This window comes from Falsochrobactrum ovis, from assembly GCF_003259955.1.
GTDB classification, from domain to species: Bacteria; Pseudomonadota; Alphaproteobacteria; order Rhizobiales; family Rhizobiaceae; genus Brucella; species Brucella ovis_A.
This window is the reverse complement of the sequence record NZ_QLMK01000001.1, coordinates 167,814-194,218: the sequence shown is the minus strand read 5'-3', so window position 1 is coordinate 194,218 and position 26,405 is coordinate 167,814. Positions and strand designations below refer to the sequence as shown.

Genomic DNA, 26,405 nt, shown 5'->3' with positions numbered 1-26,405 from the left:
TCTATCCTTTCTCGTGCTCAGGCGAAACTTGCCTGCGCTCAACTTTTCATACCATAGCATGTGGCGCGATGGCAGGCATCCGTCAAGTTTAGTTACTCACCTTTCGTTGACTGGCACCGAGCGATTGCAGTGTTTCTTGCAAAACTTCGTCGGTAAGTGCCAGAAGAAAAGGACCTTCCGTAAACAGCAAAGCGGTTTCTATTTTGCGTTCTGGGTAAAGTGGGGCTAGCAATTCACGATAAAGTGCTAGCTGTGCCCGATAAGCGACAGGAACTGCTTCAATGGTCGTTGGCGGTGGGCGGTTTGTTTTGTAATCCACAATAAGCACCCGGTCCTCATCAATGCTGATACGGTCGATCTGCCCGGAAACGGCATGTTCGCGTTCACCCAGCTTAATTGTGCCCATCACTGCGACTTCGCCGCGTGAACCGGGCGCAAATACCGGTGCAAATTGTGGGTCAGATAGGATAGCAGCCACGCTTTCCCACGCTTTACGCCGTTCGGCTTCCGGCCAATCGGGGGTTATTCGCGCAAGATAATCATCCGCCATCTTGCTGCGGCGGGTTGGCTCTATTTCGGGTAAATATTGCAAGAGCATGTGAATTGCAGTGCCGCGACGCAGCGCAAAGCCCGGTCCGTTTGGCCCTTCCCCCAGAACTGGCGAAGTTACACCCAGTGGCGGTTCTTCGTCCGCTTCGATCAACGCTGCCGCGCCGGATGGCGCCAGCGGACGCGGCAATCCATGTTCGGGCTTAACGGGATGTAAGAATTCGGCTGGCAATGGCGGCAGAACAGGTTGCTGCTCTATATCCTCTTGTTCAATTTCCGTGATGCGCCTTGGTGTCTTGCGATAACGCATTGCGGTCTCGTTAGAGACGGGATGAACAAAAGCCTCTGCTTTGGTGGATAGCGCATCCTCGACCAGGCGGTGCCAGGTTTCGCCACTTTCACGCGAGCCGCGATACCCGCAGATGATAAGCCGATCCTCAGCACGGGTCATTCCCACGTAAAGAAGACGGCGATATTCTTCTTCTGTGCGGGTTTTCAGCTCATCCAGACACGACGCCAAAAAGCCGGTTCTGTAATTATTATTCGGCAGCCAAAGATAGCCTTTTACCGTCGGTCCATCATTTTGAAGATCGAAAGGAATGAGCTTGGGCGCGCGATTGCCAGACCAAACCGCACTTCCCGGATCGACAAGAAACACCACCGCACTTTCAAGCCCCTTTGCGGCGTGAACAGTCATGATTCGAACTTCGTCGCGCCCCTGATCAAGCTCGCGTTTGATTTCTGGCGATGCGGCTTCAAGCGTTTCCAAAAATGCTTGCAAGCCCGGCAGCCCTGCCCGCTCCGCCGAAAGCGCATAGTTTTGAAATTCATCAATAATATCGCCCGCTTCCGGGCCAAGCCGGGCCAGAAGTTTACGCCTTGCTCCGTCAGCACTCAGGATACGCGCATAAAACTCAAAAACCGGCATAGTATCGGCCATATTACGCCAGCGGCTGAGTGTTTTATGCAGCGGTATCAGCGCCGGATCTTTATGAGATGCATGGAACAGACGCTCAAACAGCGTCTCACCCTTGGCCCTTGGATAGGCGAGTTTGAAAAGTTGATCATCATCCCAGCCAAATAGCGGGCTTTTGAGCAAGGATGCCAGAGACAAGTCATCTGAGGGCTGCAATACAAAGCGCCCCAATGCCATAAGGTCCTGAATGGCAATATGGCTGGTCAGGGTCAAACGGTCAGCACCGGCAACCGGCACTTGAAGGTTTTTAAGAGCACGCGATAGCGCTGGCATGAACTGGTCGCGCTTGCGCACCAAAATCATAATGTCTTTGGGCGTCAGTTTTCGGTTTTGTCCGGGTATGGTTTCGCCACGATCCAGCCAATAGCGTATGGTCTGTGCGATATGATCGGCCAGTTTGATCGCAGGCGCCTGCAAGTGGTCGACTGGCACGCGCCAATCATCTGGCTCATCAACTTCCTCCGGGGTCAGCATATCCCAGATTTCAACTTCGCCCGGTTCATTCTCGCGGATTGCCGAATGTACTGTTGCTTCTCCCAGCCCGCGATGCGCTTCCGGCCGCGAAAACACCTCGTCTACTGCCTGCAGAACATCGGGAGCAGAGCGGAAGGAAAAATTCAGGCGTACTTTTTCGAATTTAAGTTCAGCATTGAGTGCGCGTGCACTGATCGCTGAACCCTGTATGGCAAAATCTTCTGGCACCGCGCCCTGAAACGAATAGATCGACTGTTTTTCATCGCCAACCGCGAAAAGAGTTCGCTGCACATCCCGTTGTCCAAGCCCTGAGAAGAATTCATCGGACAACATGCGGATCACTTGCCATTGATCAGGGCTGGTATCCTGTGCCTCATCCACCAGAATATGGTCTATGCCGCGATCAAGCTTATATTGAACCCATTGCCCTGCTCCATCGCGCGCCAGCAGCGAAACAGTGCGTGTGATCAGGTCTTCAAAATCGAGCAAACCACGTTTGCGTTTGAGATCGTGATAGCGTTGCAGAAGATTGTCGATCAAGGTCAGAGCCGACAAATTGAACCGTACAAGGCGCAATTCTTTCATCCGGTCGAGCCCCTTCTCGACCTGCTCAGCGACTGTGTTGAAATTTTCCTCAAAGTCAGGAAGCAGTTTTTTTACAGCCGCCGACGCCACCCACGCACCGGATTTGGCCTCGCCGTTTGATTTGATGAAAGCTGCTCTTAGAACCTCTTCTTTTTCTGTCGCGCTGTTTACCTTGTCATATTGTTTGAGCTGCAAAGCAATGTCCTGTGCCCGTGCAGCCCCTTTGGGTATTGAAAGGATAAGATCCAGCACATCATCAGAAAATTCCGGGGCAGGCCAGAAATCCTCAAGCATATCATCGACCCGCATATTTGGGTCAAAGCCGAAATGTTTATGCAGCACTTGGCTGCGTTGCTCTGCCACGCCAAGCGCATCAATATATTGCTGCAAACCATTGCGGCGGTTCACGGCTTCATCAAGCAAAGCTTGCAAGCCCATCTCGCCTGCGGCCTGCATGACATCGGCAAAGGCTTCCGCCAATTCAACCTCGCTGCCGCCATGGGCAGCTTCCAGCAAGGTCCGCCTCGCCTCGCCCACAAGGGCCGATTGGGCGAGATCGTCCATCATTTCAAAATGGCCAGCAATATTTGCTTCCAGCGGAAATTGGTGCAAAATCGCTTCACAAAAAGCGTGAATGGTCTGGATTTTCAGGCCACCCGGCGTTTCCAGCGCGCGGGCAAATAATCGCCGAGCTGCGGCAAGCCGCGCGGGCCCGGGCCTGCGGCCTTCCAAATTGATAAGCCGTTCTGCCAGTTGCTCATCGGAAAGTACCGCCCATTCAGAAAGCCGGGCAAAAACCCGGTTTTGCATCACCGCCGCTGCCGCCTTGGTATAGGTCAGGCAGAGAATTTTCGATGGATCAGTGCCTTCCAGCAAAAGACGGATCACCCGCTCGGTCAAAACATGGGTTTTACCGGAGCCAGCATTGGCTGAAACCCAGACAGAGGCTTGCGGATTGGCCGCGCTTGATTGGGCTGCGATGGTTTCCTGCGGGATGATCCTTTGCTTTTTCATTCGCCACTCTCCCCGCCGCTATCGCCGCCAGCGGACCATTCCAGCACTCGCGCCAGATGATCATAATCGCCCGTTAAATCTGTTTCTCGGAACGGCAAAGCACGAGATAAATAACCTTTTTCCGGCTTTTTATATTCGGCCAGCAATTGTGCCAGCCGCTGCCAGGCTTCTTCTGCAATTTCCGGCGCTGATTTTTCCGATGGGGGCCTACCGACTTTCAAAATGGTCTCGGGCTTCACTTCTCCGCCAGCACGCAGCCGAATATAGGTCAAATCAGACGCGTTAACCGGGCCCAGCTCCTCAAAGGCTCCGCGCGCAAGCAGTGCCGCTTCCAGCGCCAATTGCGGCGACAAAAGCACATGCGCCTGACGCGGCGATGGCGTGGATCCGGTTTTATAATCAATCACCTCAGCCGTTCCATCGCGCATCAGATCGATACGGTCTGCCCGTCCCGACAGGGTTATGCCGAGCCCTTCAATATCTCGTTTCTGTGATTTAATTTCTGCAAAACGTTGCTGAACATTATGGGCGCGATCTCGCTCCCAGCGCAGAAAGTTTTCTATCAATGCGGTAAAGCGCGGCCACCAAACGGCTTCAATTTCAACCGGCAGTTCCATTTCTGCGAAATGCTGCTGACCAATTTCGGCCAGCCTATTGGCTGCTTCCGGTGACAGTGGATCAATTTCTTCTTGCGTAAAATCGCTTAGAATATTGTGGAACAATGTGCCGCGTTCAGCGACGGAAGGATCACGGATCAATGGTTCAAGCGGACGCAATTTCAGGATCTTTTTGGCAAAGATTGCATAGGGATCGCGACGCAGGGTTTCGATTTCCGTGACAGAGAAAGCATCGGGCCGCGCCTCAACCGGCGGGGCTGGCTCAGGCCGTTTGACGAAAGGCACATCCGGCGCCCGGTCAATTTCTCTTGCCCAATGCAGAAAACGACTGCCACGGGCGCGCATATCATTGGAAACTTCGTCTCCCAATACGGTTTGCAGGCGCTGCAACCAGCGTGAAGCGACTGTGGGTGCATTATCGCTGCGCTGTGAACGCGTCAGCACCACATGGTCCATGCCCAGTGCCATTTGAAAATCATGCGCAGCCAGACCAGTTCGGCGTTCTGGCGGGTCAAGCGCAATCATGTTTTTCATTGGCCGCGACATGAAGGGGTCATTGCGGGTTTTTGCAGGCCAGCTACCTTCATTAAGCCCACCAATAACCACTGTATCCATGGTCTGAAGGCGCGCTTCGAGCGCACCCCAGATAAAGACGCGGGGATGGCCCCCGGGATGCGGCTTTACGGTTTCACCCGACATTAACGCTTCAAGAATGGCAGGCCATTCGCTGGCCTCAAAATCCAGCGCTGCTTCGCTTGAAACCAGACCGCGCAGGAAGTTTGCCAGCTTTTCGCCATGCTCACCGGAATAAAAGCCAGCGACACTGCCATTTTCATCGCGGGCGAGATTTTCCAGCACCTCGACCGTAGCACGGCTGATTTCGCCAATTTCCGTACGCCGATCAGCGAGCGCGAAAGGCGCTAATGGCTTTACAGCCTCCGATAGGCTCACACAAAGATCGCGTGCAGCCTCGATCATTTCTTGGGTGACCAAATTCGTCCAAGCGGGGGCCCAGGGGAGATCTGCGCTTTCAGAAAGACGCCGGTCGAAAAATTCGGGCAAATCTAAAATCGAAGCCCTGCCGGTTCCACCGCGAAAAACCAGCAATTCCAGCGTTTCTGCCGCCAATCGCCGCTCGATACGAGGCGCGCCCAAACGCAAATGCGGATGTTTAACCAGCGCCAGCAATGCAACCGGATCACCGGGATTAAACAGATTTTCAACCATAAGGCGCATTAATGTGGCGGTTTCAATATCACGCAAGTGACGGCCGCCGGAATCGTCCGCATCAATGCCAAAGCGGGCTAGCTCACCCACCACACGGCGCGCCAGATTACGATCAGCGGTCACTAGTGCTGCCATGTTTTTTTCGTCACTGATTGCATCGCGCAGGACCAGCGCAACGGCCAGCGCTTCCTCGCGCTCATTGGTCGCTTCAATCAGATCGATATTTTGCGCAACTTTTCGCAGAACTTGCGGCTGCATTTGCTCATCTTTGTTCAGAGCGCTCCATGCATCGGTGGTTTCTGCTGGCCGCAAGGCTTCTGCAACAACACGCTCTAGGATGCGTTTCTCAAGAGGCATATTTTCAATATGCTCAACATCCTCACGCAGGGTTCCCATTGTTTGTAACAGCTTGCGCAAACCATATTGCGGATGGCCAAATATGGATGGGTTATCCTCTTCAATCCCTAAAAGCTGCCATGCTTTTTCATCCAGATCCCGATCAAGACCCGGAAGCACCACGGCACCCTGTGGCAATTGCGCGATTGCGGAAATCAATTCTGCGGTGGCGGGAATAGAACCGGTCGAGCCCGCGGAAATCACCGGGCCAGCGGGCGGGTTATCGCGTAATCGTGCCACCTCACCGAGAATGAGCTGATTGCGATGCGCTGCGGGATTGGAAAGTTTGCGCTCTTCGAGAATTTCTGGCCAGAGTTTGGTGACAATATCCAGAAATCCAAGCGTGACCTGCCACCAATCCGCCAGATCTTCTGGTGCAATATTGCCCAATTCGCTCCAGCGGGCATTATCTGTTTCAACTTGATCCATCAATCCCGCAAGATCGCGAGCCAGCCAGATTGCATCGGCGGTAGTTGCCGGAACCGAAATATCGTCAGCACCAAATAAAGCTCGCACATGGGCTGGCAAAGATTCGCGCCACGGACGTATTAATCGCGCCAGCAGCAATAGGCGTTCGGAGTTGCCAATAGGTGGATTGAGATCGAACGCATCCGCGCCACCCAGATTGAAAAAAGCCGCGTCTTCGTCAACATCGCCAAGCGGCCTGATCGAGGGCAGTATAGCGCTTTTGGCAGGGTTTAATTCGACCAATATTGAGCGCAATGCACGCGCGGCACGGCGTGTGGGCACATAAATCGTCGCACTGGCAAGGGCTAGCGGATCATTCGGATTTCCCGGAAATCCTTCAACCAGCCTGCCATCAAGCAGCGCTTGTGCGAAACTTGGCAAAAAGGGCGTGCCAGACGGAATGGAAAACAATTTCTGCCGTCTCATCATTTCCCCTATGCAAAACTGGTTAGTGCGTTCTCCGCCTCCGCTATAGCTTGCGGAGTTCCGACGGTCAGCCAATGGCCTGTCATTGGCATAGCATAAAGCCGCCCGGCTGCAATGGCTGCATCAAAATATTGATTGAGCGAAGATATACCAGCCGAAGCCTGTGCAAAAATTCGCGGATGGATAATGGCTGCACCTGCATAGATGAGAGGCTCGCCTGAACCATCGCGCAGACGGCGAAGACGGCCTTCCTGATCTGCAACGAAGTCGCCCTTCCCTTCAAATCCTGTCGCCTGATCAAGACGAGCGGTCATCAATAGAATATCCATCGCAGCATCATTCCACCGCGATGCAAGCCGGTGCAAGTTAGGATTTTGCTGATCTCCGACCCAGAATGTATCGGCGTTGAGCACAAAAAACGGGTCTTCTCCCAGCGCATCTAAAGCGTGGATAATGCCGCCAGCAGAATCGAGCAGGCATTCCGTTTCGTCAGAAATTATTATTGTTGGTGCTTTGCGCTTCGCAAGATGCTCCACAAGCTGGTCAGCGAGATAGTGCACATTGACCACAGTCTTGGTAATACCTGCCATAGCCAGCGCATCAAGTCCCCAATCAATCAATGGCCTACCCGCAACCCGAACCAATGGTTTGGGGATTGTTTCGGTGATTGGGCGCATACGCTTTCCCAGACCAGCCGCCAGCATCATGGCGGTTGCCGGAACTTTCAAATGCGCTTTCATCACTGTTTATCTCTTTCTGCTTGATCCTGCATCAAGCCAAGCTGCGCAAACCACTCTGCCAGTGGGGCCATGACGGGATGTTTCAGCACACGACCAAGATATTCATGAATATGCGGCAGGAGTTTAAGATATTTTGGTTTGCCGTCACGCTCATCAAGCCGGATGAACAAGCCCAAAAGTTTGGTATTGCGCTGCGCTCCCATCACTGCATAGGCTCGAAGGAAGTCCTGCTCATCAAATTCATGTCCAAGCTTACGCCGTTCTGAGCAATAGGCGGCAAGGGTTATGGCCTCAAGTTCTGGCGCAATCCGCACCCGTGCATCCAGCGCAAGCGATGCCACATCATAGGCTGCCGGGCCAATCATAGCGTCCTGAAAATCGATAGTGCCGATCTTATCTTTGCCGTCACTTTCCGGAAACCAGAACAAATTGGGTGAATGATAATCGCGCAAAAGCAGGCTGGTTTCAGCATCAGCAATAGCGTCAAACACCTTATTCCAGGCTGCGTGATAGGCTTCCTGTTCTGCGTCATTGAGCGCCCGGCCCATCATGCGCGGCGCATACCATTCGCCGACCAAATCGACTTCCATCAGCATGGCATCGCGATCAAAGGCGGCAATCAGATGATCGTCAAAACCTTCGACCGGCACCCAATCCGGCCAGCTCTGACCATGTAAATGTGCAAGAAAGCGGGCTGCCGCTTCATAGCGCTCCGCAATCGGCTCACCCGAGGCAGCGCGCACGCCTTCTGTGCCGAAATCTTCGAGCACAAGAAAGCCCATATCCATGTCCCATGCCCGCATTTTCGGAACGCGGAAACCCCGGCTTTCAAGCAGAGTTCCAATCGCAATGAAAGCTCTGATGTTTTCCGCTATATGGGCGATTTGGCGATAGGACTTGCCATTCTTCAATGGTGGATCATAGGGCAAAGCAGGTGCATTCATCAGAATTTCAACGCCCTGCGCAGTTGCTATTGTCTCATATTTTCGCGGGCTTGCATCGCCTTCGAGATAGCGGCGCACCGCACCTTCTCGGTCATTTGCATCCAGAAATTTGCGAATTGCGATTGAGCGCTCAAGCCTTGCGATTGATTGCTGGGAGCCCTCAATCCGGATATGCCGACCTGCCCCTTCATGGGTCAGGATGACGGCAAAAGCGGGCTCAGGCAAAAGACCTTCCGCCTGTTCCGGCCATTCAACAAGAACCACACCCTCTTCAAGAAATTCAGTCAGGCCCAATTCGTCGAGTTCTTCGCCGTGCGAAATTCGATAAAGATCGGCATGAGCCACGGCTAAGCGTAGCTGCTCATAGGTTTGTACCAGCGTGAATGTCGGGCTTGGCACTTCGAGGGCTTCATCATCGGCAATAGCGCGAATGATGGAGCGAGCAAGTGATGATTTGCCCGCACCTAAATCCCCCGACAGGGTGACCAGATCGCCCTTTTGCAAAGCAAGGGCAAAATCCTCCCCGAAACGTTGGGTGGCGTTTTCATCGGGCAGGAAAAGTTCAAATGATGTTTCTGAGGCGCTCATAAGCACCCTCTATCCTATTCGGCTGCGGCACGGAAGCTGCGCGCTTCCGCCGGAAAACGGCAAATTATGCTTGTGCCAGTATCCGGGCTTGTTTCAATTTCAACCTTGCCGCCATGCAATTCGACAAAGCTCTTTACGATTGAAAGGCCAAGTCCGACGCCGCGCTTACGGCCACCATTTGGATAGGCTTGAAAGCGCTTAAATACCGTGTCCAAGACATCACTTGGCATTCCCGGGCCGTCATCATGCACGGAAATGACCACTTCGGTGTCGTCCCGCTCGACTTGAAGCGTAATGCTCGACCCTTCGGGTGCATAATTGGCGGCATTGGAAAGAAGGTTGAATAGCACCTGACGCACGCGTGCCGGATCGGCTTTGAAGGTCTCTATATTCTCGGCAAGATTTACATTTAGCGATAGATCATGCTCTTGCAGCCGTTCTTTGACCCGCTTGGCAGCCGCATCAATTTCATCGGCAATGGCAACATCTTCGATGTCGAGCTGCATAATGCCTGCATCCACCGTTGCCAGATCCAAAATATCGTTAACAATGGCCAGAAGCACCGTGGAAGACGTGCCAATATGGTCAAGATATTCAAGCTGGCGCTCGTTGAGCGTTCCGAAGGTCGGAGTTTGCAGCAGCTCAGTGAAGCCAATAATATTGGTCAATGGCGAGCGCAGCTCATAAGAGACATGCTGAACAAAGTCGTTCTTGATCTGATCAGCCAATGAAAGAGCTTCGTTCTTATCTTTGAGCGCACGCTCCAGACGGACCGTGTCGGTCACGTCGATGAAGGTGAGCATGGTCTGCCCCTTGGGCAGCGGCACCACGGCATAGGACAGAATAATACCGTCTTTCAGTTCGACCTGCCCCATTTGGCCATTGCGCTCATCAAGGAACCCGGTGACCGCCGAGACAAAATCATCCCAAAGCCCGTCCCCGCCGCGCTGGCGGCAAAGTTTAGCGATCGAAGAAATATGCGTACCTTCAATCACCATCAGTGCGGGCAGCGACCAGAGATCGGCAAAGGATGGATTGGAAAGACGTAGCTTGCCATCAGAACCAAACACAGCCACGGCTTCGACCAGATGGTCGAGTGTTTCACCCTGCACTTTAATCAGCGTATTGTAGCGGCCTTCGAGCTCGTATTTCTCGGTCATATTCTCGAAGAACCATGTCACGCCGCCCTGCGGATGCGGGTTGGCAACCGAACGGATAATGCGAGTATCCGGTAGATGCCACATATGCTCCTGCGGCTCGACCGCGCGGTAAACGGACAGCATGGAATCTTTCCACTTGCGCCATTCCGGCTGTTCGGGGAGCTTGCCCTCAGAGCGCAAACGATCGAGAAACAGCGTATTGCTTGGTCTTGTTTCAAGCCAGGCTTCATCAAGCGACCAGAGCGATACAAATGCCGGATTGAAATATTGCAGCTTCATCTCCGGATCGAAAATTGCCACCGCGGTTGAAAGCTGGTCCAAGGTCTCGGCGTGGTTTCTAAGCGTGCGGCTTAATTCTTCGCGAACCTGCTCAATCTCGCTCAGATCAAAGCCAAGCCCAGCAGAACCGGCTTCGGCACTCACATCGGTCACTTCAAAGACCCGACGGTCACCACGAACCACGGTGGTGAGCTTTTCCTTAAGATCGGCTTCGACATTTCTGTCGCGCTCAAGCCGCTGGCGAGCCTGCGCACCAAAAAGCTCACGGCCTTCCATCACCGCCTGTGTGCTGTCCACCGCATCCACTGCGCGGGCATAGGCAGTGTTGACCCAATCAATCCGGCCATCCCGGTCGCGAACCCATGCGGGTTGGCCAAGACGATCAAGCAGATGGCGCAAAAGCGCCAGCTTCTGCGATAGTTCACGATTCTGCGCCTGCAAGGCAGCTCGTTCGGCGCGAACACCCTCCAGAGAATAAAACCGCGTAATCGCAAAACCGCCAGATGTATGGCCCTGAACATCCAGATATACGCCATGGACAGTCTCGACACTCATCTCAAAACCATGCCCCTGCTCGCGCAGCGCTTTAATGGCGCGCTCAAGTTCGGTCACGGAATGAGGGCGCAACCAGCGGCCAAATGCGAGGAAATGCGAGCGATCCTGAGGCGCGCCACTGTCAAAAGGCAATTGCCCGATAAGCTCTGCACGTTCGCCATGGGCGTCCCAGACGACAATGCGTTGATCCTTGAGATTAAGCAGCGCTTCATTGCGTTGCGCGGAAATGCCAAGTTTTGAGAGACGCGCTCGCAACTCGCTGTTTTCATGCGAGATTTTTGACCGTTCACGGATGAGCCAGCCCGCTGAAAGCAATGCTGCGCCCATAGCTCCCACAAAAATTGAAAACTGAATAACTTCAAAAGCGCCAACACTGCCGCCAAATGGAAGAGAAATTCGCGCCGAATCTGCGGATGCTTGAGCGAAAGCTTTTTGGGACGAAAGGAGCGCTGCGACAGATGCGGCAGAACCCAGCATCAATCGAACAAAGCGCTTTGTGGTTTGCGTGTTTCTACCAGAAAGCTTTTGCCAAATGGCTTGAAAATTTCGTTTCGGCCGAATTTGCAATGGTTTGGGTTGCAAGAAGGATTCCGTTTCCAAAATCCGTTCCCGCTTTTCGGAATCATGCTCTTTTAAGCCCACCTCTGGCATGTTTCCCTTTTCTCCGCCGCCCGACTTCCTCCTTTTTCAGAAGAGAAGTTCAATTCCAAAACCTGTCGGTCTCATTTCGTCCATCGCCACAATGACACGAAACGATCCTAGCGCTGAGGATGAATAAGCCATTCGTCTTCTGCAAGCTGCAAAAGACGCCAACGCAAGCACCCGTCAAAACACCTTGTTTCCCGCATTCTACTGAGCAGAATTGCTTCATACCACAGCCAAGAATGCTTTTGATTCGCCTTCACAATACCCTTCAAGAGATTCCACGTGAAGCGTCTCCTGCGCAAAAATAAAGGTCGGGTGGCATGTCAACCACTCGACCTCAACATGTAGTGGAATGCTTAACCTATGGTTAATATCTGTAGTGTTCCGGCTTGAAGGGACCCTGTGGAGTGACACCAATATAGGCTGCCTGCTCTTCGGAAAGCACTGTCAGTTTTGCGCCTAATTTATCGAGATGCAGGCGAGCGACCTTCTCATCAAGATGTTTGGGCAATACATAGACTTCATTCTTGTAATTTTCGCTACGGGTATAGAGCTCGATCTGCGCCAGCACCTGATTGGTGAATGAGGCAGACATAACAAAGCTTGGATGCCCGGTTGCGTTACCCAGATTAAGCAGCCGCCCTTCAGAGAGAAGGATGAGGCGCTTGCCATCAGGAAATTCAACCAGATCGACCTGTGGCTTCACATTGGTCCATTTCAGATTGCGCAGGGCTGCGACCTGAATTTCATTATCGAAATGCCCGATATTGCCGACAATGCACATGTCTTTCATCTTGCGCATGTGCTCGATTGTGATGACATCCTTATTGCCGGTGGTTGTGATCACAATATCGGCGGTCGATGCTGCATCATCGAGCGTCACCACTTCAAAACCATCCATGGCGGCCTGCAATGCGCAGATTGGGTCCACTTCTGTGACCTTGACGCGCGCGCCCGCTCCGGCCAGCGATTGTGCTGAGCCTTTGCCCACATCGCCATACCCGCAAACGACTGCGACTTTACCAGCCATCATCACATCGGTGCCGCGGCGGATGCCATCGACGAGCGATTCCTTACAGCCATATTTATTGTCGAATTTCGACTTGGTGACACTGTCATTAACGTTGATGGCGGGGAAGGGCAGTAGGCCGTTTTTTTGCAACTGATAGAGACGATTAACACCAGTAGTCGTTTCTTCGGTCACGCCCTTGATAGCATCGCGCTGACGGGTGAAAAAGCCCGGCGTTTCCGCCATGCGCTTCTTGATCTGTGCGAAGAGGACCTGCTCTTCTTCAGATCTGGGATTTGAAAGCACGTCTTCGCCTGCTTCAGCGCGTGCACCGATCAGAATATACATGGTGGCGTCGCCGCCATCGTCCAAAATCATGTTGGATGGCTCGCCATCCGGCCATTGGAAAATCTTGTCGGTATAGCTCCAATATTCTTCAAGCGTTTCGCCCTTGACGGCAAATACCGGGGTGCCGGTTGCAGCGATTGCCGCAGCCGCATGGTCTTGGGTCGAAAAAATATTGCAAGAGGCCCAGCGCACGTCCGCGCCAAGCTCTTTGAGCGTTTCGATCAACACACCGGTCTGGATCGTCATGTGCAGCGAACCGGAAATACGTGCGCCCTTGAGCACCTTGTCCTTGCCGAATTCTTCGCGCGCAGCCATCAGACCGGGCATTTCGGTTTCCGCAATATCTAATTCCTTGCGGCCCCAATCGGCCAGACTGATATCTTTGATGATATAATCTTGGTTTGCGCTCATGCTAAGCTCCAATCATTTATATGAAGCCCGAAAATAATATGCAGGAATGGGCTTTCTCTCTTGCGCTCTGAATATCAGATCGACGGGATCAGCACAATGCAACATAAAGAAATGTTTATACGTTCATATTAACGAGAGGCCGTTAGCCTTCTTCGCCGAATTTGTCAGCTATTAGTGCTTCGAGGGCAGCAAGGACAGCTTCGGCGTCTTCTCCTGTGGCCTGTACATCGATGAAGCTGCCGGGTGAGGCCGCCAACATCATTAACCCCATAATGGAAGTTCCGCCGACGGTCATCCCGTCTTTGCTCACTTGAACCTGAGCTTTAAACCCCTCGACAAGCTGGACAAATTTTGCTGATGCGCGCGCATGTAAACCGCGTTTGTTAACGATTTCAAAAGAGCGGGTTATTGCATTATCCGGCTTAGTGCCGGTTTGAGGAATGCTGGAATGCATATGTTATTGCCCTGCCAGCACTTGACTGGCAACATTGATATATTTGCGGCCAGCTTCCTGCGCTTCGCGTAATGCGGATTTTATATCACTGTTTATCCGAACGCTGGAAATTTTTATTAGCATCGGCAAATTAACGCCGGCTATGACCTCAATTTCATTCTCTTTCATCACCGAGATCGCAAGATTTGACGGTGTTCCGCCAAACATGTCGGTGAGAACGATTACACCTCGGCCGCTTTCGGCACGCGCCACAGCGTCGACAATATCATGCCGCCGCTGCTCCATATCGTCATCTGCTCCGATACAAACGGTCTCGAATTTATCCTGAGGGCCAACCACATGCTCAACTGCACGAAGAAACTCTTCGGCCAGCCTTCCGTGCGTAACAAGCACGAGTCCGATCATACTTCAAAAGCTCCTGTCACGTGCCCGCCACTTCATCTTGCTTGAAGCAGATGGCACTCAAACTCACCAGCTTCACGCTGATGAGTTGTGCATCTTGGCAGGGCATTTGCTGATGGCAAGTTAAAAATTCTCCCATTGTCTTCAAAAAAGCAAAATGCCGCATATTAAAGCATGGTTTTTCTGTTGTTGGGCAAATTTCTAACCTCATCCGGCTTTGTCGACCCGGTTGGCCATGGCGGATAGAATAAAAATGCCTCAATTGCACGTGAAAGCGCGTTAGAATCACCATTTGATAAGAGGCTAGGCAAAAATAGCTGCGGTATAGCAATATTTTCAAAACGCCATGTCTGCCCAGAAGGATAGCGTTCAGCTTGCGCTTTTTCTACAAGTGTAACCACAAGATCAAGCGCAATCTGAGCAACATATTCGACGCTAAACAGACCCGCACCACGAATTTCGACGCCACCGGCTAAATTTGCGGGAGCACGCGCAATCAGCTGAGAACCTTCGAGCTTCAACAAAGTCCGATCATCAGCCACGAGCGCTGCTTTTTTGCCTTGAAGAGCGGCCCGCTCAATCAATGTTAGTGCCAGTTCTGATTTGCCGGTGCCAGATTCTCCCATAATCATGACACCACGCTCGCGCAGCGCAATGGTTGTGGCATGGAGACCGCTTTTTTCGATTTCTGGCGTCATTTTCGCCCCACCTATTCGCTCGGCCTTTTCGCCCCAACTATTCGCCCCGCCCCTTCGAATTGCTTATGTGCTTGCCTTTTGAGACTGGCTAGTCGCACCGCTTCATTACGCACTGGCTGGTAAATCGACAATGAAGCGCGCACCTTTCACTTTCTCGGGGTCATTTGAGTCGATAATATTTTCGGCAGAAAGCGTTCCGCCATGCGCTTCGACGATCTGCCGGCTGATGGAAAGTCCAAGTCCCGAATTCTGTCCAAAAGCTTCTGTTGACGGACGGTCCGTATAAAAGCGCTCAAAGATGCGTTCAATATTCTCAATCGGAATACCCGGTCCATTATCCTCGACCAGAATACGAATGCGGTTTCCTTCACCGGCCAATGTTATGGTGATGCAACCAGTATCATCGGGAACAAATGATCGTGCGTTTTCAATCAAATTACTGATCACTTGCCCCAGTCGCAGATCGTGACCTGCAACAAAGAAACCCTTTTTGCCTGTCGGCAGCTTGCCGGTTTTGAAGATGATTTCGGTTCCAACCTTATTGCGCCGCACTTCACGCGCTGCGGCGACAAGACTTTTGAGAAGGGTCTGGAGATTGACCGTGTCCGTCTGTTCCCGGGCCAGTTCTGCATCCAATCGCGAGGCGTCGGAAATATCGGTAATCAGCCGATCAAGCCGACGCACATCATGCTGGATGACATCCAATAAGCGATTGCGGGACTCGTCTGATTTTGCAAGCGGCAGGGTTTCAACTGCGCTGCGCAGCGAGGTGAGGGGATTTTTCAGCTCGTGGCTCACATCCGCAGCAAAGCTCTCAATGGCTTCAATTCGCGTGTAAAGCGCGTTGGTCATATCGCGGATCGAAGTCGATAAATGCCCAACCTCATCCTGACGTTCAGAAAAATCGGGAATTTCGACGCGGCTCTTAACACCGGCTAGTCGCACCCGGTCAGCAGCAGCCGCCAGCTTGCGCAAGGGATTGGCAATGGTCGAGGCAAGAAAGAGCGAGAGGATGACCATGACAGCGGCCACAACCGCAAAAACGCGGAAGATTGCCATACGCTCGCCTTGCACGATCTTATCAATGTCGTCGCCTTCGGTGGAAAGCAGCAAGACACCCAAAATCGCCCGCGAGCGCTGGATGGGTACGGCAACGGAAACCACCAATTCGCCTTGTTGATTGCGGCGCTGTGCAGTCTGAGGTGAACCGCTTAGGGCACGCACGATTTCTTGATAAGCAAGTCCGCTGCCGCCGGGCTGTTCTTGATAAAGCGGTAGCCCGCCTCGGTTCATCAGTGAGAATAACCAATCAACAAAACGCTCCCACAAGCCGGGCGTTTCATCTTCCATCGGAGGAAGATCATAGCGAAAGACCGGACCGCCCGACGCGAAAGCTGGCGCATATAATGCGCGTGAATCAAGCAGGAGATTGGCATAATGATCATAAATGCGCGCACGCGTGCTGGTGGGCGAAATCAACTGCCGCAATAGGGGCGACACTTTTTCAGGATTGATCGGGAATTCCCAATTATCCGGTGAATCAGGGGAGGGGGTAATGCTCTGGCCTGCCTGCAATTCCAGCAGTTTTTCAGGATCGATCATCAAGGAATTGGTGTCGACTGTAGCGGAGGCAGAAATTGCCGCCGCGATGATCTTGCCTTGGGTGAGCAGACTTTCAATCTTGGCCTCAATCAAACCCGCTCGAAACTGATTCATATAGAGAATGCCGGAAACCAGCACCGCAAGGGCAGCGAGATTAAGAAATAGGATACGGCGGGTCAGGCTCGAAAAGAAATATTGCCCCACAACGCGACTCACGGGCGCAATGATGCGCCGCATGAAAAGCGAGCGTTGCCGCCGCGCCCTGCGTTCTCTGGTGCCAGACAGGCCTTCTTTTCTGGTCTCTGCGACCATGTGCTAGGTTTTACCCCTAAAGCCCCAAAGGGGCATTGCCATTCGTATCAAATGTCTCATCAGTGCGGACCCAAAGCGCGAAAATTTAAGATTCGCGGAAGCGATAGCCCACACCATAAAGCGTTTCGATCATCTCAAAGCTTTCGTCAACGGCTTTGAACTTCTTGCGAAGACGCTTGATGTGGCTGTCAATCGTACGGTCATCTACATAGACTTGTTCATCATAGGCCGCATCCATCAAAGCGTCACGGCTTTTCACAACACCAGGACGTTGAGCCAATGAGTGGAGAATCAGAAATTCGGTAACAGTCAGTGTTACGGGTTCGCCTTTCCAGGTACAGGTATGGCGCTCCTGATCCATGACCAACTGGCCCCGCTCCAGTGATTTGGCCTGCTGGCCCGAGGGCTTGGCTGTGCCATCACGCGCAGCAACACGGCGCAGAACCGCCTTGACGCGTTCGACAAGCAAGCGTTGGGAGAAGGGCTTGGTGATGAAATCATCGGCGCCCATTTTAAGACCAAACAGCTCATCGATCTCATCATCTTTGGAAGTGAGGAAAATCACCGGCAAATCAGATTTTTGGCGAAGCCGACGCAGCAACTCCATGCCATCCATACGTGGCATTTTAATATCAAAAATTGCTAAATTGGGTGGGCGAGCGGTGAGGCCATCAAGCGCAGATGCGCCATCTGTATAGGTCTCTACTCTATAGCCTTCTGATTCCAATGCGATTGAGACAGACGTAAGAATATTGCGGTCATCATCGACCAGCGCAATTGTTTGCGTTGCTGAAGCTTCCTTCATGCGCATTCTCTCCTTTTTAATCACCTATCGGCGAAATCCACCGAACGTCTGTTCGCGTCCTATAGTATAAATAGGCATTCGCTTTTTGCAGTACAAATTAGGTACAAAATGTGGCAACGCGCAAAACTTCTCTTCTACGCTCTGTGATTCATCTAACGAGGTTAACGTACCGAAATTTAGCAGCGTCCAAGAAAACATCCGCTTTATTTTGCATATTAAACGATTTAAAATTTTTTCAAACTTTTTTAAATCGATTAAACATTTGATTTAGTTTAATTAATCTGGTTCTCACTTGCCACCGGCCTTGCGAAAGGGGCGGGAGGAAACATTAAAAACAGATGGCGGAGAGACCCATGAAAGAGTTCGGCATCCACAATATTGCCGCTTCCATTACGACTTCAGGACTTAAGGATCTCGCCGCAGTCTATTATAATTTCGGACCAGCCCGGCTTTATGAAGAAACCATTCGTCGGGGCGAAGCTGAATTGAGTGCGCAGGGTGCGCTCGTGGCGCGTACGGGCCAGCATACGGGCCGCTCGCCCAAAGATAAATTCGTTGTTCGTGACGCAAATACGGAAAACCATATTTGGTGGGACAATAATAAGCCCATGAGCGTGGAAGCGTTTGATCTTCTGCATGCTGATTTCATCGAACATGCCAAAGGAAAAGAAGTTTTTGTTCAGGACCTGATCGGTGGCGCGGATGAAGCCAATAAGATCAATGCTCGTATCATTACAGAATTTGCCTGGCATTCGCTGTTTATTCGCAATCTGCTGATTCGCCCGGAAACAGCCGCTCTTGCCGAATATGTGCCAGAACTGACCATTATTGATCTGCCGTCCTTTAGCGCCGATCCTGCGCGTTATGGTATTCGCTCCGAGACAGTGATTGCGGTCGATCTGACCCGCAAACTCGTGCTGATTGGCGGCACATCCTATGCCGGTGAAATGAAAAAATCCGTGTTCACCGCGCTTAATTATATTTTGCCTGCCAAGGGCGTCATGCCAATGCACTGCTCGGCCAATGAAGGACCAAACGGCGATACAGCCGTATTCTTTGGCCTGTCAGGTACGGGTAAAACGACACTTTCTGCCGACCCTAAACGTACGCTGATCGGCGATGATGAACATGGTTGGGGCGAAGACGGCATCTTCAATTTTGAAGGCGGCTGCTATGCTAAGACCATTCGTCTTTCGGCAGAAGCCGAGCCAGAAATCTATTCGACCACACAGCGGTTTGGCACTGTGTTGGAAAATGTGGTGCTTGATGAAAATCGTCAGCCCGACTTTAATGATGGTTCGCTGACCGAGAATACACGTTGCGCGTATCCGCTTGATTACATTCCCAATGCGTCCAAAACGGGCAAGGGCGGACAGCCGAAAAATATCATTATGCTAACCGCGGATGCTTTTGGGGTAATGCCTCCCATTGCACGGCTCACACCAGCGCAGGCCATGTATCACTTCCTGTCGGGCTATACCGCCAAGGTTGCTGGTACTGAAAAGGGCGTCACCGAACCGGAAGCAACTTTCTCGACCTGTTTTGGTGCACCCTTTATGCCGCGACATCCGTCTGAATATGGCAATTTGCTGCGCAAACTGATCGCTGAGCATAAGGTTGATTGTTGGCTGGTGAATACTGGCTGGACGGGTGGTGCCTATGGCATTGGCTCCCGCATGCCAATCAAGGCTACGCGTGCGCTTCTTGCGGCAGCTTTGGATGGGTCACTTAACGATGCAGAATTCCGCACCGATCCGAATTTCGGCTTTGCCGTTCCGGTGAATGTGCCGGGTGTCGACAGCGCCATTTTGGATCCGCGCTCAACTTGGGCAGACAAAGCCGCTTATGACGCGCAGGCTAAAAAGCTGGTCGATATGTTTGTGAGCAATTTTGAAAAATTCGAAAGCCATGTCGATCAAGAGGTAAGACAAGCCGCGCCGATCATCCATATGGCTGCCGAATAGCCCAACTTCATTTCCTGAGGAGGAGGGAAAGCCCGGTCGAAAGGCCGGGTTTTTTTCCGGGTTAAGTTTGTAGCGGGCGCGGAAATTGTATATGTGTTCTCGCATGGAAGAGAGCCGCAACATTATCCGTATCAGCAGGCGCTTGTTCATTCGAGAGGATGATCTGGAGGAAAGCTTTGTCCGCTCGTCTGGACCGGGCGGACAAAATGTTAATAAGGTTTCCACCGCCGTTCAATTGCGCTTTCATGCGGCACGTTCTGGCCTTCCCGAAGATGTGCTTTCACGCCTGTTTAAGCTTGCGGGACAAAGGGCGACAAAAGAAGGCGATATATTGCTTGAGGCCAATCGCTTTCGCACCCAAGAACGTAATCGTGAAGATGCACGCCAGCGGCTCATTGAGCTGATATCTAAAGCGGCTGAACCGCCGCCGCCTCCGCGCAAGAAAACCCGACCAACTAGGGGATCGATCGAACGGCGGCTGAAAGCCAAAGCAGGGCGATCTGAAATCAAGAAGGGCCGGGGCAAGGTCTCGTTTGACTGAACTCGGTTTCGGAACTATCGTTCATTATCATCGCTGCCTTAACCGCTGATATTCGGTGCGCGCATCGGTTCCACGTTAAAGCCATTTAGCGATGGTCCTGCAATAGGGAGAAGCGCCAATGGGAATTTTCGATTTCGTAAAGTCGGTCGGTACCAAGCTGGGTTTCGGTGATGATGAGCCGAAAGCTGAGGATCTTAAGAAAGAGCTCGATTCACACCATCTAGGCACCGATGGCGTCGAAGTGGCCGTTGATGGCGATAAGGCGATCCTCAAGGGCAATGTTAAAGATCAGTCAGCCTTTGAAAAAGCAATTATTGCAGTCGGTAATTCGCTTGGCGTTTCCAAAGTGGAAGCTTCTGAATTGAAAGTCGAAGGCGATAAGACTGGCAGTGACCCTGTTTTCTATACAGTTAAAAAGGGCGATAATCTTTGGAAAATTGCCGAAGCCCAATATGGCAAAGGCAAAGGCGCAAAGAACAACCTTATTTTTGAAGCCAACAAGCCAATGCTTACCCATCCGGATAAAATTTATCCGGGACAAGTTCTGCGCATTCCACCGCTTGAAGAATAAGTCTGTTTAGGTCAGCTGTTTAAATCCAATGCCGGCTCACTCTGTCGGTCCGGCATTAGATTTTTCGCAATGCGACTTCTTCAACCAGATGGTTGCTACCCTTACGCAAAATAAGATCGGCGCGGGGACGCGTTGGCAAGATATTTTCATGCAGATTACGCAAGTTAATATTTGCCCATAGATTTTCACCTATTGCTCTGGCAGCGTCTTCTGAAAGCTGGGAGTAGCGGTGGAAAAAGGAATCCGGGTCGCGGAAAGCTGTTTCGCGCAACCGCATGAAACGCTCAATATACCAATTATGGATCAGATCCGGATCGGCATCGATATAAATTGAGAAATCAAAGAAGTCGGATACGAAGGGCACCATTTTGCCGTCTTCAGGCAGATCGCGAACCTGAAGCACGTTAATCCCTTCAAAAATCAGAATGTCAGGCTTGTCTACGACCTGATATTCGTCGGGAATAACATCATAGGTGAGGTGGGAATAGACAGGCGCGCGCACGCTTCTCACCCCTGCTTTAATGGCAGAGAGAAAGCGCAAGACCGCGCCCACATCATAGCTTTCCGGAAAACCTTTGCGTTCCATCATGTTCTGCTCGCGCAGAACTGTATTGGGATAAAGAAAACCGTCCGTCGTTACGAGATCGACCTTTGGGCTGGAAGGCCAGCGTTTCAAAAGCTCTTTGAGCACGCGCGCGGTGGTCGATTTTCCCACCGCGACCGATCCGGCAATGCCGATGATAAACGGCGTTTTGAACCGATCTTCCATATTGAGGAATTGCTTGCGCTGCTCAAAAAGCAACTGGCTTGCTTCCACATGCGCCGACAAGAGTCGGGAAAGTGATAGATAGATCCTGCGCACTTCATCAAGATCAATCGGGTCATTAAGTGAACGCAGACGTTTGACTTCATCGCTCGTCAGCGTCAAAGGCGTGTCGGCGCGAAAGCCTGACCACTCCTGCGCCGTGAAGAAGCGATAGGGTGAATAACGCGAAGGCGTTAGCTGATCGACATTTTCCCACATGAGAGCGGTCCCGCTTTTGCCTAACCGTTAGGCCGGCCAGCTTTTTCTTCAAGCCCGGTTTGTGCTGTGCGGCGCTGCAATTCTTCCAGAACTTCAGACAGCGGCACCCCGGCAATTTTCCACACTACGAGCAAGTGATAAAGCAGATCAGCGCTTTCAGAAATCACGCCAGCGCGGTCTTCCGACATGGCAGCGATAATAGTCTCAACTGCTTCTTCGCCAAGCTTTTGTGAAGCCTTGGCTTGTCCTTTGGCAACAAGGCTGGCTGTATAGGAGGTCCCATCAGACACATTGGCGCGTTCAGCGACGATGCGTTCAAGGTCCGTAAGCGTGAATTGGCTCATCGGTTTTCCTTTGTTCTATCGGTTTGTTTTACGCATCGTTACGCAAATTCTCAGCCGATTGGATCAAGACGTACAGGGATGCCTGCTTTGGCCATATAGCGTTTGGCTTCATCAATTGTGTAGGTTCCAAAATGGAAAATGGAAGCCGCCAACACCGCTGATGCATGGCCATCGCGAATGCCCTCAACCAAATGGTCAAGATTGCCCACGCCGCCCGATGCAATCACCGGCACGCGCACATTATCAGCAACCGCACGGGTCAGCGCCACATCATAGCCAGCTTTGGTGCCATCGCGATCCATGGAAGTGAGCAAGATTTCACCTGCACCAAGATCTACAATTTTTTGCGCAAATTCGATGGCATCAATGCCTGTTTTCTCACGTCCGCCATGGGTGAAAATTTCCCAGCGATCCGCTTCGCCTTCTGCCGAAACTTTTGTCGCATCAATTGCAACGACAATGCATTGATTGCCAAATTTATCGGCGGCTTCCGCTACGAATTCCGGGTTCTTCACAGCCGCGGTATTGATCGAAACCTTGTCAGCGCCCGCTAGCAATAATTTGCGAATATCTGCCACTGCACGAACGCCGCCGCCAACGGTCAATGGCATAAAGCAATGTTCGGCGGTGCGGGCGATCACATCAAAAATCGTTTCGCGATTTTCGGATGATGCGGTGATGTCAAGAAAGCATAATTCATCCGCGCCTGCGGCATCATAGGCGCGCGCTGCTTCCACCGGATCGCCAGCATCAATCAAATCAACAAAATTTACGCCTTTGACAACCCGACCATCTTTAACGTCCAGGCATGGAATTATTCTCGCTGTCAGCATGTCTTTCTCCGCCGCGCCGTTTTGTTCGCCTGTCTTGTTCATGCCGAAGCTCGCAAAAGGGCCAAGGCTTCCGCCGGATCAATGCGACCATCATAAAGCGCACGGCCAGAAATCGCGCCTTCCAGTTTGCGTGTATCGGGTGCAGCAAGGCGTTTAATATCTTCCATCGACGCGAGCCCGCCCGATGCAATCACCGGAATGGACACGCTGTCGGCAAGCGCCAATGTGGAATCCCAGTTGATGCCGGTCAGAATGCCATCGCGATCAATATCGGTATAGATGATTGCAGCCACGCCTGCGCCTTCAAACTTTTTGGCAAGCTCAATCACTCCCAATTCGGACGCTTCAGCCCAGCCTTCAACCGCAACTTTGCCGCCCTTGGCGTCGATGCCGACGGCGATCTGTCCGGGAAATGCCTTACAAGCTTCAATCACCAATGCAGGATCACGCACAGCAACAGTGCCGAGGATCACACGACGCAACCCCTTGGAAAGCCAGTTTTCAATATGGGCGAGGGTACGAATACCGCCACCAAGCTGAACTGGATTTTTGGTCGCTTTCAAAATTGCCTCAACAGCTGCGCCATTGACGCTTTCACCAGCAAAGGCACCGTTCAGATCGACCACATGCAGCCACTCAAACCCCTGATCTTCAAAGGCTTTTGCCTGTGCGGCGGGGTCTGTATTGTAAACGGTCGCTTGATCCATGTCGCCAAGCTTAAGGCGCACGCATTCACCGTCTTTTAAATCAATGGCGGGAAAAAGAATCATCGTTTTAAGGCTTCCATTTCAGGAAATTGGCAAGGAGTGAAAGGCCAAGGGTCTGGCTCTTTTCAGGATGGAATTGGGTGCCCACCATATTGTCCCTACCAATGGCAGCAGTAACAATGCCGCCATAATCGGTCACAGCAAGCACATCGCCGGCGTTGCTCGCATCGAACATATAGGAGTGGACAAAATAGGCATGTAAACCGTTATCGCCGGTTGGGATACCGTCGAAAACCGGATGTGGGTGTTTCACGTGAATCCTGTTCCAGCCAATTTGCGGGACTTTCAGAGCAGGATCGGAAGGTCTCATTTCGCGCACATCGCCAGCAATCCAGCCAAGACCCTGGGTGGTTTGCTTTTCCAGACCACGCTCTGACATGAGCTGCATGCCGACGCATATGCCCAGAAAAGGGCGGGCCTTTTTCAGAACAACTTCTTCGAGCGCTTCCACCATGCCGGGAACAGCATCAAGCCCGCGGCGGCAATCGGCATAAGCGCCCACGCCGGGCAAGACGATACGATCTGCGCTTAGAATACGCTGCGCATCGGCGGTCAGTTCGATATTGGCGGCAATTGAATTGTCGCGCGCGGCCCGCTCAAAAGCTTTGACAGCCGAGCGCAAATTGCCGGAGCCATAATCGATGATAGCGACACGCATTCTCAGATTTCTCCGCGATAGCCAACAAACCCAATCGTCGATGCGGTTGGATTTATGGTGGCATTTTGCGTCAGGTTTGGTTTGGATGTTTCTGAGGTCCAATCAGGCGCGGGCTTATGTTCTGCCTGCGGCTGAAAAAGCGTAAAATAACGGATCTCCGCTTCATCAAGATTTGGGGCATCAATGGTTGCGCTCTCGTGATATCCTTTGCGTCTTAGCTTCATGATTTTCCAATTGGAGCCTTCCAGGGCAACAAAAAGCGAAAGCAACAGGGAGAGCAGGGGCCCCGCATTTGCATTGCCGAGCAGCGTGCCAGCAAATCCCAGAAGGATGATCAATGCTAGCACGCAAAATGCCTCAAACCACAACCGGTTGATCAGCAGCCAGACGACTGGAAGAATCAAAGCGAGCACGGAAAATCCATCTTTTATAAAGACAGTTTTTTCTGCCCGGTGCAATGCGTCGGTGTGCAGCGCGTCGGAGTTCTGTGGCGCAATTCTTTCCGACAAGCCTTTTTCTGCTTTGGCAGAATATATTGACCCGGCGGGTTCAAGAACAACGAATTGCGCCATATGGATTATCCCTTCAGCGAACCCTTGGTTGAGGGAATCGCATCTTTCTGGCGTGAATCGGTTTCAATTGCTGTGCGCAGTACACGTGCAACCGCTTTGAAAATCGTTTCTGCAATATGGTGGTTATTGGCACCATAGTGATTGTTCACATGCAGCGTAATACCAGCATTCATTGCAAAAGCCTGGAAAAATTCCCGCACCAGCTCGGTATCAAAATTACCGATCTTGGCGGCAGAGAATTTGACATTCCAAACCAGGAAAGGGCGGCCCGATACGTCAATAGCAGCCGCTGTCAGCGTGTCGTCCATGGCAAGATCAAGCGAAGCATAGCGCACAATACCGCGGCGCTCGCCCAAAGCTTTGGCAACAGCCTGTCCAAGCGCAATTCCGGTATCTTCTACCGTGTGGTGATCATCGATGTGAAGATCGCCCTTGGCCATGACGCGCATATCAATGAGCGAATGGCGGGAAAGCTGCTCTAGCATATGGTCAAAGAAGCCGACACCTGTGGTGATGTCGAATTTGCCGTTACCATCCAGATCAACGGAAACAGCGATACTCGTTTCCTTGGTTGAACGTTCGATGCTCGCCTTGCGGGCGTTTTCTGCCGTCATAGCATTTCCTCTTAAAGAGCCATGAGCCATATATTGTGGCCAAATCCTGTGGCGTTCTAGAACAGCTTGTCTCTTTTGCCAAATGCTTTTCAATGTTTGCATTTCAGCACCGCGTTCTTAAATAGTCAAAATGCAGGCTGAATCAGTCGCCATAATGGGCGGCGAGGTTGTTTGCAGCAATAATCGGGGCTTATGTGATCGCCTTATATGAAGCGCCAGCTTCAGGGACCGCACAGGCCGCCAAAGGAGTGATTCATGATCGAACATAATCCCACGACAATTTATGGCACCACAATTGTCACAATACGCAAGGGCGGAAAAGTGGTGATTGCCGGTGACGGGCAAGTCTCGCTTGGCAATACTGTGATAAAAGGCAATGCTCGCAAAGTGCGCCAGATCGGCAAAGGCAATGTTATTGCTGGATTTGCCGGAGCCACTGCCGATGCGTTCACATTGCTGGAGCGGCTGGAAGCAAAGCTTGAACAATATCCCGATCAATTGATGCGCGCCTGTGTTGAACTGGCCAAGGACTGGCGCACCGATCGCTATCTTCGTCGGCTTGAGGCGATGATGCTGGTTGCTGACAATAAAATTACCCTTGCCCTAACCGGTACTGGTGATGTGCTTGAGCCTGAGCATGGTGTGATGGCGATCGGTTCTGGTGGTAATTACGCGCTCGCTGCTGCCCGCGCTCTGATGGATACGGATAAGGATGCAGAAGAAATCGCACGGCGTGCCATGGAGATTGCAGCCGATATCTGCATTTACACCAATCACAATCTAGTGGTCGAAAGCCTCGATACCGAATGATTCCAGACTTTGAGCGCACCCCG

General features: G+C 52.1%; 22 protein-coding genes. 4 read left to right on the top strand and 18 right to left on the bottom strand.

Annotated elements, in window-relative coordinates:
* Positions 1 to 88 precede the first annotated feature (88 nt).
* The 11 genes from addA to C7374_RS00865 form a co-directional block, all read right to left on the bottom strand.
* Positions 89 to 3,598, bottom strand: a complete 3,510-nt coding sequence (gene addA, locus C7374_RS00915; RefSeq protein WP_170130204.1) for a double-strand break repair helicase AddA — start codon at positions 3,596 to 3,598, stop codon at positions 89 to 91.
* The gene (addB, locus tag C7374_RS00910; protein ID WP_111573733.1) at positions 3,595 to 6,735 is read right to left on the bottom strand and encodes a double-strand break repair protein AddB; all 3,141 of its coding nucleotides are present in this window, start codon (positions 6,733 to 6,735) and stop codon (positions 3,595 to 3,597) included. Before addB ends, addA begins: the two co-directional genes overlap by 4 nt.
* A 5-nt stretch (positions 6,736 to 6,740) precedes the next feature.
* On the bottom strand, positions 6,741 to 7,460 hold the full coding sequence (locus C7374_RS00905; RefSeq protein ID WP_111574229.1) for a nucleotidyltransferase family protein: 720 nt from the start codon (positions 7,458 to 7,460) through the stop codon (positions 6,741 to 6,743).
* 11 nt (positions 7,461 to 7,471) lie between these two features.
* Entirely contained in the window at positions 7,472 to 9,004 is a 1,533-nt protein-coding gene (gene tsaE, locus C7374_RS00900) for a tRNA (adenosine(37)-N6)-threonylcarbamoyltransferase complex ATPase subunit type 1 TsaE (protein ID WP_111573732.1), read from the bottom strand.
* 14 nt (positions 9,005 to 9,018) lie between these two features.
* Positions 9,019 to 11,475, bottom strand: a complete 2,457-nt coding sequence (locus C7374_RS00895) for a PAS domain-containing sensor histidine kinase (protein WP_245412564.1) — start codon at positions 11,473 to 11,475, stop codon at positions 9,019 to 9,021.
* A 535-nt stretch (positions 11,476 to 12,010) separates the two neighbouring features.
* Positions 12,011 to 13,411, bottom strand: coding sequence for an adenosylhomocysteinase (gene ahcY, locus C7374_RS00890; RefSeq protein ID WP_111573730.1), 1,401 nt, complete (start codon positions 13,409 to 13,411; stop codon positions 12,011 to 12,013).
* Between the two features lie 142 nt (positions 13,412 to 13,553).
* On the bottom strand, positions 13,554 to 13,865 hold the full coding sequence (locus C7374_RS00885) for an HPr family phosphocarrier protein (protein WP_111573729.1): 312 nt from the start codon (positions 13,863 to 13,865) through the stop codon (positions 13,554 to 13,556).
* A gap of 3 nt (positions 13,866 to 13,868) precedes the next feature.
* Positions 13,869 to 14,270 carry a PTS sugar transporter subunit IIA gene (locus tag C7374_RS00880; protein WP_111573728.1) on the bottom strand — a complete coding sequence of 134 codons (402 nt, stop codon included), beginning with the start codon at positions 14,268 to 14,270 and terminating at the stop codon, positions 13,869 to 13,871.
* A gap of 164 nt (positions 14,271 to 14,434) precedes the next feature.
* Positions 14,435 to 14,965: an HPr kinase/phosphorylase gene (locus C7374_RS00875; RefSeq protein ID WP_111573727.1), complete on the bottom strand. Its 531-nt coding sequence runs from the start codon at positions 14,963 to 14,965 to the stop codon at positions 14,435 to 14,437.
* Positions 14,966 to 15,070: 105 nt separating this feature from the next.
* Entirely contained in the window at positions 15,071 to 16,879 is a 1,809-nt protein-coding gene (locus C7374_RS00870; RefSeq protein WP_111573726.1) for a stimulus-sensing domain-containing protein, read from the bottom strand.
* An 85-nt stretch (positions 16,880 to 16,964) separates the two neighbouring features.
* Entirely contained in the window at positions 16,965 to 17,684 is a 720-nt protein-coding gene (locus C7374_RS00865; protein ID WP_111573725.1) for a response regulator transcription factor, read from the bottom strand.
* 353 nt (positions 17,685 to 18,037) lie between these two features.
* On the opposite strand from C7374_RS00865, the gene C7374_RS00860 reads away from it, so the two are divergent.
* From C7374_RS00860 to lysM, 3 genes are all read left to right on the top strand, one after another.
* Entirely contained in the window at positions 18,038 to 19,648 is a 1,611-nt protein-coding gene (locus C7374_RS00860) for a phosphoenolpyruvate carboxykinase (RefSeq protein WP_111573724.1), read from the top strand.
* A 91-nt stretch (positions 19,649 to 19,739) separates the two neighbouring features.
* Entirely contained in the window at positions 19,740 to 20,189 is a 450-nt protein-coding gene (arfB, locus tag C7374_RS00855) for an alternative ribosome rescue aminoacyl-tRNA hydrolase ArfB (protein ID WP_210205055.1), read from the top strand.
* A gap of 118 nt (positions 20,190 to 20,307) precedes the next feature.
* The gene (gene lysM, locus C7374_RS00850; RefSeq protein ID WP_111573722.1) at positions 20,308 to 20,760 is read left to right on the top strand and encodes a peptidoglycan-binding protein LysM; all 453 of its coding nucleotides are present in this window, start codon (positions 20,308 to 20,310) and stop codon (positions 20,758 to 20,760) included.
* Positions 20,761 to 20,815: 55 nt separating this feature from the next.
* Here the strand turns inward: lysM and coaA are convergent, their stop codons facing one another.
* The 7 genes from coaA to hisB are packed head-to-tail and all read right to left on the bottom strand — an operon-like array spanning position 20,816 to position 25,572.
* Complete coding sequence (gene coaA, locus C7374_RS00845) at positions 20,816 to 21,784, bottom strand: type I pantothenate kinase (protein WP_111573721.1); 969 nt, start codon at positions 21,782 to 21,784, stop codon at positions 20,816 to 20,818.
* A 20-nt stretch (positions 21,785 to 21,804) separates the two neighbouring features.
* Complete coding sequence (locus tag C7374_RS00840; RefSeq protein WP_111573720.1) at positions 21,805 to 22,128, bottom strand: phosphoribosyl-ATP diphosphatase; 324 nt, start codon at positions 22,126 to 22,128, stop codon at positions 21,805 to 21,807.
* 50 nt (positions 22,129 to 22,178) lie between these two features.
* Positions 22,179 to 22,961, bottom strand: coding sequence for an imidazole glycerol phosphate synthase subunit HisF (gene hisF / locus C7374_RS00835; protein WP_111574228.1), 783 nt, complete (start codon positions 22,959 to 22,961; stop codon positions 22,179 to 22,181).
* 38 nt (positions 22,962 to 22,999) lie between these two features.
* A complete protein-coding gene (gene hisA, locus C7374_RS00830) occupies positions 23,000 to 23,731 on the bottom strand; it encodes a 1-(5-phosphoribosyl)-5-[(5-phosphoribosylamino)methylideneamino]imidazole-4-carboxamide isomerase (protein WP_111573719.1) in 732 nt (243 codons plus the stop codon).
* 4 nt (positions 23,732 to 23,735) lie between these two features.
* On the bottom strand, positions 23,736 to 24,386 hold the full coding sequence (gene hisH / locus C7374_RS00825) for an imidazole glycerol phosphate synthase subunit HisH (RefSeq protein ID WP_111573718.1): 651 nt from the start codon (positions 24,384 to 24,386) through the stop codon (positions 23,736 to 23,738).
* 2 nt (positions 24,387 to 24,388) lie between these two features.
* A complete protein-coding gene (locus tag C7374_RS00820) occupies positions 24,389 to 24,958 on the bottom strand; it encodes a DUF2628 domain-containing protein (protein WP_111573717.1) in 570 nt (189 codons plus the stop codon).
* A 5-nt stretch (positions 24,959 to 24,963) separates the two neighbouring features.
* The gene (hisB, locus tag C7374_RS00815; RefSeq protein WP_111573716.1) at positions 24,964 to 25,572 is read right to left on the bottom strand and encodes an imidazoleglycerol-phosphate dehydratase HisB; all 609 of its coding nucleotides are present in this window, start codon (positions 25,570 to 25,572) and stop codon (positions 24,964 to 24,966) included.
* A 255-nt stretch (positions 25,573 to 25,827) separates the two neighbouring features.
* On the opposite strand from hisB, the gene hslV reads away from it, so the two are divergent.
* The gene (hslV, locus tag C7374_RS00810) at positions 25,828 to 26,382 is read left to right on the top strand and encodes an ATP-dependent protease subunit HslV (protein WP_111573715.1); all 555 of its coding nucleotides are present in this window, start codon (positions 25,828 to 25,830) and stop codon (positions 26,380 to 26,382) included.
* Positions 26,383 to 26,405 lie beyond the last annotated feature (23 nt).

What these genes read in the sequence shown, in the direction of transcription:
- addA (WP_170130204.1), bottom strand. Translation starts at nt 3,598, where the DNA reads ATGAAAAAGCAAAGGATCATCCCGCAGGAAACCATCGCAGCCCAATCA.
- addB (WP_111573733.1), bottom strand. Translation starts at nt 6,735, where the DNA reads ATGATGAGACGGCAGAAATTGTTTTCCATTCCGTCTGGCACGCCCTTT.
- tsaE (WP_111573732.1), bottom strand. Translation starts at nt 9,004, where the DNA reads ATGAGCGCCTCAGAAACATCATTTGAACTTTTCCTGCCCGATGAAAAC.
- C7374_RS00895 (WP_245412564.1), bottom strand. Translation starts at nt 11,475, where the DNA reads ATGCTGGGTTCTGCCGCATCTGTCGCAGCGCTCCTTTCGTCCCAAAAA.
- ahcY (WP_111573730.1), bottom strand. Translation starts at nt 13,411, where the DNA reads ATGAGCGCAAACCAAGATTATATCATCAAAGATATCAGTCTGGCCGAT.
- C7374_RS00885 (WP_111573729.1), bottom strand. Translation starts at nt 13,865, where the DNA reads ATGCATTCCAGCATTCCTCAAACCGGCACTAAGCCGGATAATGCAATA.
- C7374_RS00880 (WP_111573728.1), bottom strand. Translation starts at nt 14,270, where the DNA reads ATGATCGGACTCGTGCTTGTTACGCACGGAAGGCTGGCCGAAGAGTTT.
- C7374_RS00875 (WP_111573727.1), bottom strand. Translation starts at nt 14,965, where the DNA reads ATGACGCCAGAAATCGAAAAAAGCGGTCTCCATGCCACAACCATTGCG.
- C7374_RS00870 (WP_111573726.1), bottom strand. Translation starts at nt 16,879, where the DNA reads ATGGTCGCAGAGACCAGAAAAGAAGGCCTGTCTGGCACCAGAGAACGC.
- C7374_RS00865 (WP_111573725.1), bottom strand. Translation starts at nt 17,684, where the DNA reads ATGAAGGAAGCTTCAGCAACGCAAACAATTGCGCTGGTCGATGATGAC.
- C7374_RS00860 (WP_111573724.1), top strand. Translation starts at nt 18,038, where the DNA reads ATGAAAGAGTTCGGCATCCACAATATTGCCGCTTCCATTACGACTTCA.
- arfB (WP_210205055.1), top strand. Translation starts at nt 19,740, where the DNA reads ATGTGTTCTCGCATGGAAGAGAGCCGCAACATTATCCGTATCAGCAGG.
- lysM (WP_111573722.1), top strand. Translation starts at nt 20,308, where the DNA reads ATGGGAATTTTCGATTTCGTAAAGTCGGTCGGTACCAAGCTGGGTTTC.
- coaA (WP_111573721.1), bottom strand. Translation starts at nt 21,784, where the DNA reads ATGTGGGAAAATGTCGATCAGCTAACGCCTTCGCGTTATTCACCCTAT.
- C7374_RS00840 (WP_111573720.1), bottom strand. Translation starts at nt 22,128, where the DNA reads ATGAGCCAATTCACGCTTACGGACCTTGAACGCATCGTCGCTGAACGC.
- hisF (WP_111574228.1), bottom strand. Translation starts at nt 22,961, where the DNA reads ATGCTGACAGCGAGAATAATTCCATGCCTGGACGTTAAAGATGGTCGG.
- hisA (WP_111573719.1), bottom strand. Translation starts at nt 23,731, where the DNA reads ATGATTCTTTTTCCCGCCATTGATTTAAAAGACGGTGAATGCGTGCGC.
- hisH (WP_111573718.1), bottom strand. Translation starts at nt 24,386, where the DNA reads ATGCGTGTCGCTATCATCGATTATGGCTCCGGCAATTTGCGCTCGGCT.
- C7374_RS00820 (WP_111573717.1), bottom strand. Translation starts at nt 24,958, where the DNA reads ATGGCGCAATTCGTTGTTCTTGAACCCGCCGGGTCAATATATTCTGCC.
- hisB (WP_111573716.1), bottom strand. Translation starts at nt 25,572, where the DNA reads ATGACGGCAGAAAACGCCCGCAAGGCGAGCATCGAACGTTCAACCAAG.
- hslV (WP_111573715.1), top strand. Translation starts at nt 25,828, where the DNA reads ATGATCGAACATAATCCCACGACAATTTATGGCACCACAATTGTCACA.